We start from the raw sequence: 12,494 nt of genomic DNA, 5'->3' as shown, positions 1-12,494 counted from the left end.
TCGCTGTCACCTCGTCGGCGCGGACCGCCCCGCGTCCTGCGCGGGGGCGGCCGGTGCCCCGCCGCCGCGCCGGGGATGCCGGGCGGCGGCGGGACCGGCGGTCACGCCGGGCCGGTCGTCACTACTTCTTCTTCTGGAAGGCGGTGTAGTCGTCCTGGGCCGCCTTCATGGCCTCTTGCGCGGACGTCTTGCCGGCGACGAGGCCCTGCAGCGGGCCGCCGAACGCGTCGGTGAACGTCGGGGTCGTGTAGTCGATGTAGGGGGTGGTGCCGTCGTTCTTGCTGAGCTCGGCCCAGGCCGCCGACACCTCCTTCATCAGCGGCTTGTCCGGCTGCGTGGTGGCGGGCAGCACGGGCAGGCTGCCGGTCTGGACCGCCACGTTCATCGCCTCGGGCGAGGTGATGAAGTTGATGTAGGCGGCGGCGACGTCGGCGTGCTTGGACTTGGACGTGATCGACCACGGCAGGCTCTCGCCGCCCATGGTCGCCACCGGCGCGCCCGCCTGCGGCGCGGGCGGCAGCGCGAAGCCGACCTTGTCCTTCATCCGGTCGTCGAGGTCCGGCGCCCACCAGGTGCCGCCGAACATGAACACGCCCTCGCCCTTGGCGAAGTTGACCGGGGTGTCGTCCCACTTCACCGAGTTGGAGTCCTTGGTGAGGTAGCCCTTCTTCGCCCAGTCCGCGAGCCTCTGCGCGGCCTGCACGTTCGGCGCGTCCGTCCAGGACCCGGCGCTGCCGAACACCAGCTTCCGGACGGCGTCCTTACCGGTCGCGGCGTCCTGGAGGATGCCGTACAGCTGCATCGCGGGCAGCTTCTCCAGGTTGCCGAACGCGATCGGCACCTCGCCCCTGCCCTTGGCGGTGGCGAGGGCCTGCTCGAACTCGTCCCAGGTCTTCGGCGGCTGGATGCCGAGCTTGGCGAGCTTCTCCTTGTTGTAGTAGAGCCCGACGATCTCGCCGTTCAGCGAGACGCCGTACAGGTCGCCGGAGCCGATGAGCTTGCCGTCCTTGGTGACGCTGTTGAGGTCGAGCAGCCCCTTCGGGTACCGCTTGGACCACCCGTAGGCCTTGTCGTAGGCGCCGAGCGGCAGCAGCATGCCGTCCTTGACGTACTGCGCCATGGACGCGTAGCCCTGGTTGGCCTCGACGACGTCGGGCGGGTTGCTCCCCGACAGCGCCAGCCGCAGCGTCTTCTGCAGGTCGCTGAACGAGCGCGACACCCGCTTGATCTTCACGTTCGGGTACTTGGCCTCGAACTGGCCGTTGAGCTTCTCGATCTGCTCCTTCAGCCCGCCCTGGACCTCCTGGTCCCAGACGGTGAGCGTCACGTTGCCGGCCTTGGCGACGTCGGTGCTGACCGCCGCGGGCGCCTTGCTCGCCGGCTTGTCGTCCGACGAGCCCGGCGCGCAGGCGGCGGCGAGCGCGGTCACCAGGGCCGCCGCCGCGGCGACCGTGCCCCGTCTCGTGAGCGTCGGCATTCCTGCGGCTCCTTTCTGCGCTGCCGTCCCCGTACCGGGCGGCGGGCCGCGCGGTACGGGTCCGGGGGGTGGGGCGGGGGGCTCGGACGGTCCGTCAGGACGAGTGCTGCAGGTCGTCGCGGAGGGTGGGCTCGGCGCGCACGACGGTGTCGGTGGCCGAGTCGGGGATGTAGTCGACGACGAAGGCGTACGGTTCGAGGACCTCCTCGGGGACCTCGCCGGACTCCCCGAACGCGGCGATCTCCCCCCAGCAGGGCGCGCCGAGCGAGCCGCTGCGGTGCCGCACCGACAGGCCCGCGCACAGGTTGGCGAACTTCAGCCGCTCCTCCAGCGGCAGCCCGGCGAGGGTGCCGAACAGGAACCCGGCGCCGAACACGTCGCCCGCGCCGGTGGCGTCCAGCGCCCGGACCGGCAGCGCGTCGGTCTCGGCGACCTCGCCGGTGCGCGCGTCGATCGCGATCGCGCCGGCGCCGCCGCGCTTGACCACCACGACCGGGACCCGCTCCGACAGGGCGCGGGCGGCGGCCTCGGGCGAGGCGGTGCGGGTGTAGGCCATCGCCTCGACCGCGTTGGGCAGGAACACGTCCACGTGCTCCAGCCGGTCGAGGACCTCGCTGGACCACGTCTCGGTGGCGTCCCAGCCGAGGTCGGCGAAGACCAGGGTGCCTCCCGCGCGCATCTGCCGCGCCCACGCGGGCACCGGCCGCTCGATGTCGATGAAGCAGGCCCGCGCCGACGGCGGCGCGGAACCGAGCACCTCCTCGTAGGAGTCGTCGGCGGAGCCCATGTCGGGGACGGGCTTGGCGTAGGTGACCATGCTGCGGTCGGAGTCGTAGGCCAGCGACACCGTGACCGGCGTGGGCCAGGACCCGACCCGGCGGGAGTGGCCGAGGTCCACGCCCTCCTGCTCGGCGAGGGTGCGCCACAGGTAGGCGCCGAACAGGTCGTCGCCGAACGGGGCGGCGAGCCCGACGCGCAGCCCGAGCCGGCTCATCGCCACCGCGATGTTGGCGATGCCGCCGGGCGCCGAACCGAGCCCGTCGGTGAACAGCTCGGTGCCGGGCGGCGGCAGGCCGGGCAGCCCGGTGAAGATCATGTCCATGAAGACCTGGCCGGACAGGAAGACGTCGAGGTCGGGCGCGGGCCCCTCCTCGCCCGCGTCGTGCGTGCGGCGCAGCCGCTCGCCCACGGCCTCGCGCTCCGCGCACGGGTCGGCCATCGACGGCTCGGGCGGCCGGCCCGGGACCGCGGCCCCGGCCGCCTCGGTGCCGGCGGCCGCTCCGGTGCCGCCGCCGCGGACCTCCGCGGACGGGACCCCGCGCAGGGTTCCTGCTGTCATTGCGCCTCCTCACGAGGACCGTCAGAGCTGAGACCAGGATGACCGAATGTCATGACAAAACCGGATGGTCGGGGACCCGGGCGGGGCGGAGCTCCTCCGGGCCGGCCGCCCGTCACGTCCCGCCCGCGAACACGGCCGCGACCTCCGGGATGCGGGCGGCGTAGCCGTCCAGCAGCCGCCGCCCGACCGACACCGAGTCGACCAGCGGGTGCAGCGCGAACGCCCGGGCGGCCTCGGCGCGCGAGCCGGTCCGCGCGGCGCTGATCGTCAGCCGCTCGACCGCCTTGACCTGCTGCATCAGCCCGGTCTGGTGCAGGTCGGGCTGGGCCAGCGACAGCGGGTGCACGCCGCCGGCGTCCACCAGCACCGGCACCTCCACCACCGCGTCGGCCGGCAGCGCGGGCACCGTCGACCCGTTGCGCACGTTGAGGATCATGGTGGCGGGCTCGTTGCGGCTGATCGCGGCCATCACGCTCAGCGCGACCCCGGCGTAGCCCTCGTCGACCGGGTCGACGCCCGCGTGCCCCTCCAGCTCGGTGCCGGTGGCCGCGCCCTTCATCTCGGCCATGTAGCTGGCGCTGCGGGACGCGACCGTCTCGCGCCACAGCTCCATCGCCGCGCCGCCGGACGCCGCCGCGATCCGCTCGTAGAACGCCGCCTGCTGCTCGGCCAGGAACTCGCCGCGGGTCTGCGGGGCGTCGAGGGTCGCGCGCACCGCCTCCCGGTTGAAGTAGTAGTAGTAGAGGTACTCGTTGGGGATCACGCCGAGCTCGCGGAGCCACTCGCGGCCGAACACCACGCCCTCCTCCAGCGAGCCGAGCAGCTCGTCGTCGGCGAGCAGCCGGGGCAGCACGTCCACGCCGTCGTGCAGGATGCGCCGCATCCAGCCGAGGTGGTTCAGGCCGACGTAGTCCAGCTGCACGCGGGACGGGTCGAGGCCGAGCGCGGCGGCGACCCGGGTGCCGAGGCCGGACGGGGTGTCGCAGATGCCGAGCACCCGGTCGCCGAGCACCGACTGCATCGCCTCGGTGATCATCCCGGCCGGGTTGGTGAAGTTGATGACGTAGGCGTCCGGCGCGAGCGCCTTCACCCGCCGCGCGATGTCGAGCATGACCGGGATGGTCCGCAGGCCGTAGGCGAGCCCGCCGGGGCCGGTCGTCTCCTGGCCGAGCACGTCCAGGTCGAGCGCGACCCGCTCGTCGCACACCCGCCCGGCGAGCCCGCCCACGCGGATCGCCGCGAACACGAAGTCCGCGCCCTCCAGCGCCCTGTCCAGGTCGGTGGAGGTGAACACCTTCGGGGCCTCGCCGGCCGCGTCGCCGCTCTCGCCCGCGAGCGCGGCCAGCACCGCCGCCATCGCCTCCAGGCGGCCGGCGTCGGAGTCCTGCAGCCAGACCTCCTCGATGCGCGGGGAGCCGTGGTCGCGCAGCAGCGCCTGGTACACGTAGGGCACCCGGAACCCGCCGCCGCCGAGAATGGCCAGCTTCATGCGATGAACACCTTCCCGCCCGCCTGCCGGCAGAGCTCGAGAGTCTGGGGATCGGCGCCGGCCGTGGTGACGAGCGCGTCGACCTGCGCGAGCGAGCACACGCGCAGGGAGCCGGTGCCGGGGAACTTGGCCTCGGAGGCGACGAGCACGACCCGGTCGGCGGACTCGATCATCGCCTGCTTGATCGGGGTCTCGACCTCCATGTCGTCCACCACCAGGCCGTTCGGCCGCACCCCGGTGCAGCTGAGGAACACCAGGTCGGCGCGGACCTGGCGGAGCGCGGTCTCGGTGAGCGACCCGACCAGCGTCAGGTAGTTGCGCCGCACCACGCCGCCGAGCAGGCAGAGCCGGACGGCCTCGTCGTCGCGCAGCTCGTCCAGCACGGCGAGGTTGGCGGTGATGACGGTGACCGGGCGGCCGCGCAGGTGCCGGGCGAGCAGCCGGGTGCTGGTGCCGATGTCGAGCACGACGACCATGTCGTCCTCGACCAGGGCGGCGGCCCGCGCCGCCACCGCCTCCTTCTCGGCGCTGTCGTGCTCGGCGGACACCGCGAAGGAGACCTCCGGCGCCGCCGCCCGGGGGGTCGGCGCCGCGCCGCCGTAGGTGCGGACGAGCTCGCCGTTGCGGTCGAGCAGGTCCAGATCGCGGCGGATCGTGGACTCGCTCACCCGAAGGCTCGCGGCCAGCTCCCGGACGGACGCCGCCCCCTTCGTGCGCACCGATGACACGATCTGCGCACGTCGCTTGCTCGAGGTCACGCAGGGGAACGTAGCACCCGTGACCGACTTCGGTCACCACCCGCCAGAAAATTGCTCGAACTCCGTCATTGGGGCATCTGACCTGCACGTATCCCGGTCAGGTCGTGACGGGAGTCAGTCAACGCGGTCAAGATCGGCCCGTTCGCGACGGGCGGACGCTCACGCTCTGTCAGGACGGACGGTCAGCCGCGCCGTCGTGCACCATGGAGAGGTGACGCAGGTTGTTGAAGAACGGGCGGGGGCGGCGGCCCCGGAGCTGGCGGTGCTGGCCGACCTGGCCGCCGACGGCGACGTGGTGGTGCTGAGCGGGGCGGGGCTGTCCACCGAGTCGGGCATCCCCGACTACCGCGGCGAGACCGGCCGGCGGCGGCGCGCCGAGCCGATGACCTACCAGCGCTTCACCGGCGACGCGGCGGCGCGGCGCCGCTACTGGGCGCGCAGCCACCTCGGCTGGCGGCACATCGCGGGCGCCCGCCCGAACACCGGCCACCGGGCGGTCGCCGAGCTGCAGCGGCGCGGCCTGCTCGCCGGGATCATCACCCAGAACGTGGACGGCCTGCACCAGGCGGCGGGCGCCACGGGCGTCGTCGAGCTGCACGGCGGCCTGGAACGCGTGGTGTGCCTGGGCTGCGGGGAGCGCACGCCGCGGACGCGGCTGGAGGAGCGGCTGCGCGCCGCCAACCCCGGCTGGGACGCCCGCCCCGACGTGATCAACCCGGACGGCGACGCGGTGCTGTCGGACGCCGAGGTCGCCTCCTTCCGGACGGTGGACTGCGCGCGCTGCGGCGGCCTGCTCAAACCCGACGTGATCTTCTTCGGGGAGAACGTGCCGCCCGCCCGGGTCCGCGACTGCTACGCCCTCACCGAGTCCGCCGGGCTGCTGCTGGTGCTGGGGTCGTCGCTGACGGTGCTGTCGGGGTACCGGTTCGTCCGGCACGCCGCGCGGCACCGCATCCCGGTGGCGATCATCAACCGGGGCGCGACGCGCGGCGACGAGCACGCGCTGGTGACCCTGGACGCGCCGCTCGGCCGGACCCTGGACGCCCTCGTCGGCCTGACCGCCTGACGGCTCCCGCCCGCCGCGGGCCGATCCGGGGAACGGCGGGTGCCCGCGGGCCCGCCCCGCTACGGTGATCATCATGGACATCGGGGCGGAAGAGATCGCGGGGCTGCTCGCGCGGATGCTGGCGGACGGGCACGGGCTGCCCGCGTCCGCCGGCGGCGCGGAGGTCGAGGTGGCCGGCACCGGCGTGCGGATCGCGATCGCCGCGCCGCAGCCGCAGGACAACGGGCTCGTCCAGCTGCCGATCGGGGTGTCGCACCCGAGCTTCGGCGGGATGTTCGCCTGGGACCAGGCCGTGGGCGTGCCGGGCGGCGACCGGCATCCGGCCGCCGACGCGCTCGACGGCTGGGCGCACACGGTGTTCCCGGTGTTCGCCGCCGCGCTGCTGCCCGGCAGCGACCTCGCCGCGCACGCGACGGAGGCACCGCTGGCCGCCGGCGAGCGGTCCGCGCGGGTCTGGTACGGGCCCGTCGCGACCCGCGACTTCGGGGGGCTGACCGAGGCCGACCGGGCGGCGATGGCCGACCGGCCCCCGACGCAGGTGGTGATCGAGGAGCTGTTCACCGGCTACGCGCTGCCGGACCGCCCGGTGTGGCTGTTCACCTTCTGCGCGCGGCTGCCGTCCGGGCCGATCACCGAGGTGACGCTGATGAACGGCGACGCGGCCGCCTCGTTCGGGCACATCGCCGACCATCTGCCCTGGCATGGGCACGGCTCGGTGAAGTCGTGGGCGCTGGTGGTCCCGCGCGGCTGACCGCCGCGCCGCGGCCGGTCAGTCCCCGTCGTCGTCGGGGAGCAGGTCGGCGAGGAGTTCGGCGAGGTGGCGGGGGCGGGCGTCGGTGCCCGCCTCGATCTGCGTGCGGCAGGAGAACCCGTCCGCCAGCACGGTCGTGCCGGGGTCGGCGTCCTTCACCGCGGGCCACACGCCCTGTTCGGCGATCTTCGTGGACACCTCGTAGTGGCCGTTCTCGAAGCCGAAGTTGCCGGCCAGGCCGCAGCATCCGACGTCGAGCGTCTCGACCTCGACGCCGGCGCGGGCCAGGACGCGCTCGTCGGTGCCGAACCCCATGACGGCGTGCTGGTGGCAGTGCGGCTGGGCGATGGCGCGGACCTTTGGCCGGTCGAGTCCGGCGACCACGTCGTGGGACGCGACGGGCGAGGTGCCGCCGGCCTCCTCCTGGTGCTCGTCGAGCAGTTCGGCGAGCGTGCGGGTCTGGTCGCGCAGCCGTTTGACGTCGTCCTCGACGCGGTCGCCCTCCATCAGCTCGGGGGCGTCGGCGCGGAACACCGCCGTGCAGCTGGGCTCCAGGCCGACCACGGGGATCCCCTCGCGCAGCCGCGGCGCCAGGGCGTCGACGGTGCGGCGCAGCACGCGGGCCGCGACGCCGAGCTGGCCGGTGGAGATCCAGGTGAGGCCGCAGCACAGCGGTACCGGCGGCACCTCGACCTGGTAGCCGGACGCCTCCAGCACGCGGACGGCGGCCTTGGCGATGTGCGGATGGAAGTTGTTGGTGAAGGTGTCGGGCCACAGCACGACCCGCCGGCCGCCGGTGCGCGCGGGACGGTGCTTGAACCAGTCGGTGAACCGCTCGGACGCGAACCGCGGCATCTGCCGCTCCGGGGCGATGCCGCCGAGCCGCTTGATCACCCGGTCCAGGCCGGGGACGTTCAGCGCGGTGTTGGCCGCGCCGGGCGCCACCGAGGCCATCCGCGCCCACAGCGGCAGCCAGCCCATCGTGTAGTGCGCGGGCGGGCGGATCCGGCCGGCGTAGTGGTGGGACAGGAACTCGGCCTTGTAGGTCGCCATGTCGACGTTGACCGGGCAGTCGCTGCGGCAGCCCTTGCAGGCCAGGCACAGGTCCAGGGCGTCGCGGACGTCGTCGGAGCGCCAGCCGTCGGTGATGACCGCGGCGCCGCCGGGACCGGGCACCGCCGGGTCCGGCACCCCGCCGTCCGGCCCGCCGCCGGGCATGCCGCGCATCATCTCCATCAGGATGCGGGCGCGTCCGCGGGTGGAGTGCTCCTCCTCCCCCGTCGCCCGGTAGCTCGGGCACATGACGCCGCCGGACGAGGCGCGGCACTTGCCGATCCCCACGCAGCGGGCCGCCGCGTGCGTGAAGCGGTGCTTGTCGTCGGGGAAGGAGAAGTGGGTCTTCGGCTCGGCGGGGTCGTAGCCGAGGTGGTCGAGGTTGTCGTCGAGGCGGTAGGGGCGGACGACCTTGCCGGGGTTCATCTTCCCGCGCGGGTCGAAGATCGCCTTCAGCATCCCGAACAGCCGGACGACCTCGTCCCCGAACATCAGCGGCAGCAGCTCGCCGCGGGACTGCCCGTCGCCGTGCTCGCCCGACAGCGACCCGCCGTAGTCCACGACGAGGCGGGCCGCGCGCTCGATGAACCGGCGGTAGTTGCCGGTGCCCTTCTCGTCCTCCAGGTCGAACGGGATGCGGGTGTGCACGCAGCCCTGCCCGAAGTGCCCGTACAGCGACACCGGGCCGTAGCCGAACTCGTCGATGAGGGCCTGGAAGTCGCGCAGGTAGTCGCCGAGCCGGTCGGGCGGGACGGCGGAGTCCTCCCAGCCCTCGTGGGTGTCGGGCTGCCCGGGCGGGTAGGCGGTGGCGCCGAGCCCGGCCTCCCGGACCTTCCAGAGCATTTCCTCGACCGCGGGGTCGTGCACGAACGTGCAGTGCGGCGGGTCGGGTTCGTTCTCCAGGCGCTCGATCAGCTCGCGGGCGCGCCGGTCGGCCTCGTCCTTGGTGTCGCCGCCGAACCTCACCATCAGCCAGCCGGCGCCTTCCGGCATGTCCTTCAGCACCTCGGGCCCGGCGAGCTTGTCCTGCCTGGCCAGGTTGAGGAGCGTGTCGTCCATGCCCTCCAGCGCGAGCGGCTCGGACGGCAGGACCCGCTTGACCGCGTCGCCGGCGGCGAAGATGTCGTCGTAGCCGAGCACGGCCAGCGACTGGAACGGCGGGACCGGCACCAGGCAGATCTCGGCGCGCAGCACGGTGACCAGTGTCGACTCCGACCCGACCAGGGCGCGCGCGACGTCGAAGCCCTTCTCGGGCAGCAGCGAGTCGAGGTTGTAGCCGGACACGCGGCGCGGGATGTCGGGGTAGCGGGTGCGGATCAGCTCCATGCCGTCGTCGCGGAGCGCGCGCAGCGCCCGGTAGATCTCGGCGCGGCGGCCGCCCTCGGCCTGGATCCGCTCGTACTCCTCGTCGGAGGTGGGGCCCACCCACATCCGCACGCCGTCGTAGGTCAGCACCTCCAGCCGGACCACCGAGTCGACCATCTTCCCGTACGCCTGCGCCGACGCGCCGCACGAGTTGTTGCCGATCATCCCGCCGATCGTGCAGGTGTCGTGGGTCGACGGCTTCGGGCCGACCATCAGCTCGTGCCCCGACAGCGCCTCGTTCAGGTCGTCCAGGCACGCGCCGGGTTCGACGATCGCGGTCCGCCGCTGCGGGTCGACGGAGATCAGCTCGCGGCAGTACTTGGACCAGTCGATGACGACGGCGGTGTTGCAGCACTGCCCGGCCAGGCTCGTCCCGCCGCCGCGCGACAGCACCGGCACGCCGTGCTCGGCGCAGACCGCGACCGCCTCGACGCCGGCCTCGACGGTGCGGGGCACCACCACGCCGATGGGCGGCTGCTGGTAGTTGGACGAGTCGTGCGCGTACGCGGCGCGCGATCCCGGGTCGAAGCGGACCTCGCCGTCCACCCGGTCGGCCAGGTCGCGGCGCAGCGCCGCGGTCTTCCAGTCCTCGGCCGCACCGGCCGCCTTTCCAGCTTTATCCCGCTTTACGTACTTACCACCCTGCGCGAACCTCCCGACCTGACGCAGACGCTCCGCCGATGCAGACATGCCCGACCGCATACCCGGACGGCGGCGTTCAATCCTGCGGCCGCCGCGATCGGCCCTGCACGCCGGACCGTTTGGGATAGGGTGTCGGCCGATTCGTCTGATCTTGTCGCGGGGGACGTCGTTGCAGGGTGCCCGACCAGTTGGTGATCTCACGCCCGAACTGCTCCGATCGCCGGTCTGGCACGACCAGCAGGTGCAGGCCGCGGGCATCCCGGTCCACGACGCGCCGCTGGTGTCGGTCGGCGGGGGGCTCGGGTCGTTCACGCTTGTGGACGTGCTGCGCGTCCAGGGCGTCCCGGCGGGCTCGATCCGGGTGCTGTCCAGCCGCGACGCGCCCTGGCAGTCCTGGGAGTACCTGACCCGCGTCTCGCAGCTGCCGCCGGGCGAGCGGATCCGCTCCGACGCCGGCGCCCGGCCCGACAACATCTGGGGCTTCCCCTCCTACGCGCTGCACGAGGCGTGGCAGGACAAGTCGGTGAAGCTGCTGTGGCAGGTGCTGACCGAGCCGATCCTGACCGACTTCTTCAGCCCCCGCGCGGCGACCGTGTTCGAGACGGTCCGCCGGGAGGCCGACCGGATCTCCTACTGGCAGATGCTCGCCAAGGGGCAGGTCCGGATGGTGCGGCGCCGGATGGGCGGCGGCTACTTCACCGTCCTGACGCCGCCGCCCGGCGCGTCGGCGACCAAGCGGGTCGTGATGCGGTCGCAGTACGTGCACCTGGCGGTCGGCTACCCGGGCCTGAAGTTCCTGCCCGACCTGCAGCAGTTCCGCGAGACCCACAACGACTACCACCGCGTCGTCAACGCCTACGAGCCGCACGAGCACGTGTACGAGACGCTGAAGTCGCGTCCCGGCGTGGTGGTGGTGCGCGGCGCCGGCATCGTCGCGTCCCGGGTGCTGCAGCGGCTGATGGACGACCGGGCGAAGTACGGGCTGCAGACGCAGATCCTGCACATGTTCCGCACGTTTGTCACCGGCTCGCACGGCCAGGGCCTGTGGATGCGGCGCAAGGGCGGCGACGGCTGGGCCTACCAGGCGTTCACGCTGCCGAAGTCGGCGTTCGGCGGGCAGCTGAAGGCGCAGTTCCGGCGCGCCGGGCCCGAGGGGCGCGCCGCGCTGTCCAAGGCCGTCGGCGGGACGACCACGCCGCGGCTGCGGCGCTGGCAGCAGCAGATGCGCGAGGGCCGCGCGGGCGGCTGGTACCACCCGTTCCAGGCCGTCGTGGACCGGGTCGAGCCGTCCCCGGACGGGCGGCTGCTGTCGCTGACCCGCAGCGACGACGGGCGCCTCGGCCGGTACGCCTCGGACTTCATCATCGACTGCACCGGGCTGGAGGCCGACATGCCCGAGCACCGGGTGCTGGCCGACCTGCTGCAGTACGGCGGCGCGCGGCGCAACGGCGCGGGCCGGCTCGCGGTCGGCGAGCACTTCGAGGTGCTCGGCGCCGAGAGCGAGGGCGGCGTGCTGTACGCCTCCGGCGCCGCCGCCGCGGGCAACCACTTCCCGGCCGTCGACAGCTTCCTCGGCATGCAGACCGCGGCGCTGGACATCGCCGCCGACCTGGCCCGGCGCGGGTTCTGCGCGCGGCTCGGCCCGGTGCGCTCGACCGGCCAGTGGATCAAGTGGTTCGCCGGCCGCCCCATCTGACCAGCAGGAGCTCCCCACCGTGATCCCCACCCTCGCCGGCCGCCTGCAGACCCGCGTGTTCGTGCTCGCCACCGTCGGAGCGCTGCTCACCGCGCTGGTCGTCCCGGTGCTGCCGGGCCGGCCCGGCTCGCTCGGCGCGGCGTACCGGACGGCGTTCCTGATGCTCCTCGCGGTGATCGCGGTGGGGCTGGTGTGGGAGCTGGCGTACCACCTGCTGATGCAGTTCCGCTGGGACAAGGACTGGCCGACGCTGTTCGGGCTGGTGACCGTCGTCCCGGAGGGGACGGTGATGTGGCTGCTGCTGAACGCGGGGCTCGTTCCCGGCATCGAAGGACACGTGTCGGCTTCGATGTTCCTGACGATGTTCGTGTTCGTGTGGCTCGGCCAGTGGCTGTTCGTCAACGGGCCGATCCGGGTGTTCTTCGTGCGGTGGAGGCTGCGCGGCGGACGGCTGCTGTGAGCGGCGGCGCGTTCGCGCGGCCGCTGCCCGGCGACGGGCTGGTCGCGCAGGAGGGCGAGCTGTCGCTGGTGTGCGCGGCGCCGGACGCGGTGACCGCGCCGCTGGTGGACGCGCTGCTGGCCGCGCTGCGGCAGGTCGCGGAGGCGGGCGGCGACGGCGCGGAGCTGGTGCGGCGCGCCGCGCGGGTGCTGGCGGCCCGGCGCGGGAGCCGCCCGGCGGCGTGCGCGGTCGCCGGGCCGTCCGGGACGTCCGGGCTCGCGGTGCTGGCCAGCGGGGAGGCGGCGGCGCGGGTGATGCTCGCGGACGGCCGGGAGGTGCGGGTCGGCGGCGATCCGGGCGGCCCGGCCGAGCGGACGGTCGAGGGCCCGGTGGCGAGCCTGGAGCTGACGCTGGGCGAC

The 12,494-nt window shown here is 73.7% G+C and carries 9 protein-coding genes and 1 pseudogene; 5 read left to right on the top strand and 5 right to left on the bottom strand.

The features are described from left to right. Window positions 1-121 precede the first annotated feature (121 nt). From QP089_RS46130 to QP089_RS46115, 4 genes are all read right to left on the bottom strand, one after another. Complete coding sequence (locus QP089_RS46130; RefSeq protein ID WP_285920942.1) at window positions 122-1,477, bottom strand: extracellular solute-binding protein; 1,356 nt, start codon at window positions 1,475-1,477, stop codon at window positions 122-124. A 94-nt stretch (window positions 1,478-1,571) separates the two neighbouring features. Continuing rightward, window positions 1,572-2,816, bottom strand: a complete 1,245-nt coding sequence (locus QP089_RS46125; protein ID WP_285920941.1) for a carbohydrate kinase family protein — start codon at window positions 2,814-2,816, stop codon at window positions 1,572-1,574. A 112-nt stretch (window positions 2,817-2,928) separates the two neighbouring features. Next, complete coding sequence (locus QP089_RS46120; protein WP_285920940.1) at window positions 2,929-4,305, bottom strand: 6-phospho-beta-glucosidase; 1,377 nt, start codon at window positions 4,303-4,305, stop codon at window positions 2,929-2,931. Beyond that, window positions 4,302-5,063 carry a DeoR/GlpR family DNA-binding transcription regulator gene (locus QP089_RS46115; protein WP_285920939.1) on the bottom strand — a complete coding sequence of 254 codons (762 nt, stop codon included), beginning with the start codon at window positions 5,061-5,063 and terminating at the stop codon, window positions 4,302-4,304. Before QP089_RS46115 ends, QP089_RS46120 begins: the two co-directional genes overlap by 4 nt. Window positions 5,064-5,274: 211 nt before the next feature. Between QP089_RS46115 and QP089_RS46110 the strand changes: the two genes are divergently transcribed. Continuing rightward, the gene (locus tag QP089_RS46110) at window positions 5,275-6,129 is read left to right on the top strand and encodes an NAD-dependent protein deacetylase (protein ID WP_285920938.1); all 855 of its coding nucleotides are present in this window, start codon (window positions 5,275-5,277) and stop codon (window positions 6,127-6,129) included. 73 nt (window positions 6,130-6,202) lie between these two features. Next, window positions 6,203-6,880: a DUF6348 family protein gene (locus QP089_RS46105; protein ID WP_285920937.1), complete on the top strand. Its 678-nt coding sequence runs from the start codon at window positions 6,203-6,205 to the stop codon at window positions 6,878-6,880. Window positions 6,881-6,898: 18 nt separating this feature from the next. Here the strand turns inward: QP089_RS46105 and QP089_RS46100 are convergent, their stop codons facing one another. After that, entirely contained in the window at window positions 6,899-9,988 is a 3,090-nt protein-coding gene (locus tag QP089_RS46100; protein ID WP_285920936.1) for an FAD-binding and (Fe-S)-binding domain-containing protein, read from the bottom strand. Between the two features lie 193 nt (window positions 9,989-10,181). Between QP089_RS46100 and QP089_RS46095 the strand changes: the two genes are divergently transcribed. The 3 genes and pseudogenes from QP089_RS46095 to QP089_RS46085 form a co-directional block, all read left to right on the top strand. Next, window positions 10,182-11,636 (top strand): hypothetical protein, encoded by a 1,455-nt coding sequence (locus tag QP089_RS46095; protein ID WP_285920935.1) that lies wholly within the window; start codon window positions 10,182-10,184, stop codon window positions 11,634-11,636. 19 nt (window positions 11,637-11,655) lie between these two features. Then, window positions 11,656-12,096: a hypothetical protein gene (locus QP089_RS46090; RefSeq protein WP_285920934.1), complete on the top strand. Its 441-nt coding sequence runs from the start codon at window positions 11,656-11,658 to the stop codon at window positions 12,094-12,096. Next, a pseudogene (locus QP089_RS46085) lies at window positions 12,093-12,494 on the top strand (FHA domain-containing protein); the annotation flags it as partial. The gene QP089_RS46090 and the pseudogene QP089_RS46085, both read left to right, overlap by 4 nt.

Source organism: Actinomadura opuntiae (assembly GCF_030283205.1).
Lineage (GTDB): Bacteria > Actinomycetota > Actinomycetes > Streptosporangiales > Streptosporangiaceae > Spirillospora.
Note: the sequence above shows the minus strand (reverse complement) of the source record. Positions and strands in the feature narration are given on the sequence as shown.

Excerpts from the sequence above, each read along its gene's own strand:
- QP089_RS46130 (WP_285920942.1), bottom strand. The coding sequence starts at position 1,477 with ATGCCGACGCTCACGAGACGGGGCACGGTCGCCGCGGCGGCGGCCCTG.
- QP089_RS46125 (WP_285920941.1), bottom strand. The coding sequence starts at position 2,816 with ATGACAGCAGGAACCCTGCGCGGGGTCCCGTCCGCGGAGGTCCGCGGC.
- QP089_RS46120 (WP_285920940.1), bottom strand. The coding sequence starts at position 4,305 with ATGAAGCTGGCCATTCTCGGCGGCGGCGGGTTCCGGGTGCCCTACGTG.
- QP089_RS46105 (WP_285920937.1), top strand. The coding sequence starts at position 6,203 with ATGGACATCGGGGCGGAAGAGATCGCGGGGCTGCTCGCGCGGATGCTG.
- QP089_RS46100 (WP_285920936.1), bottom strand. The coding sequence starts at position 9,988 with ATGTCTGCATCGGCGGAGCGTCTGCGTCAGGTCGGGAGGTTCGCGCAG.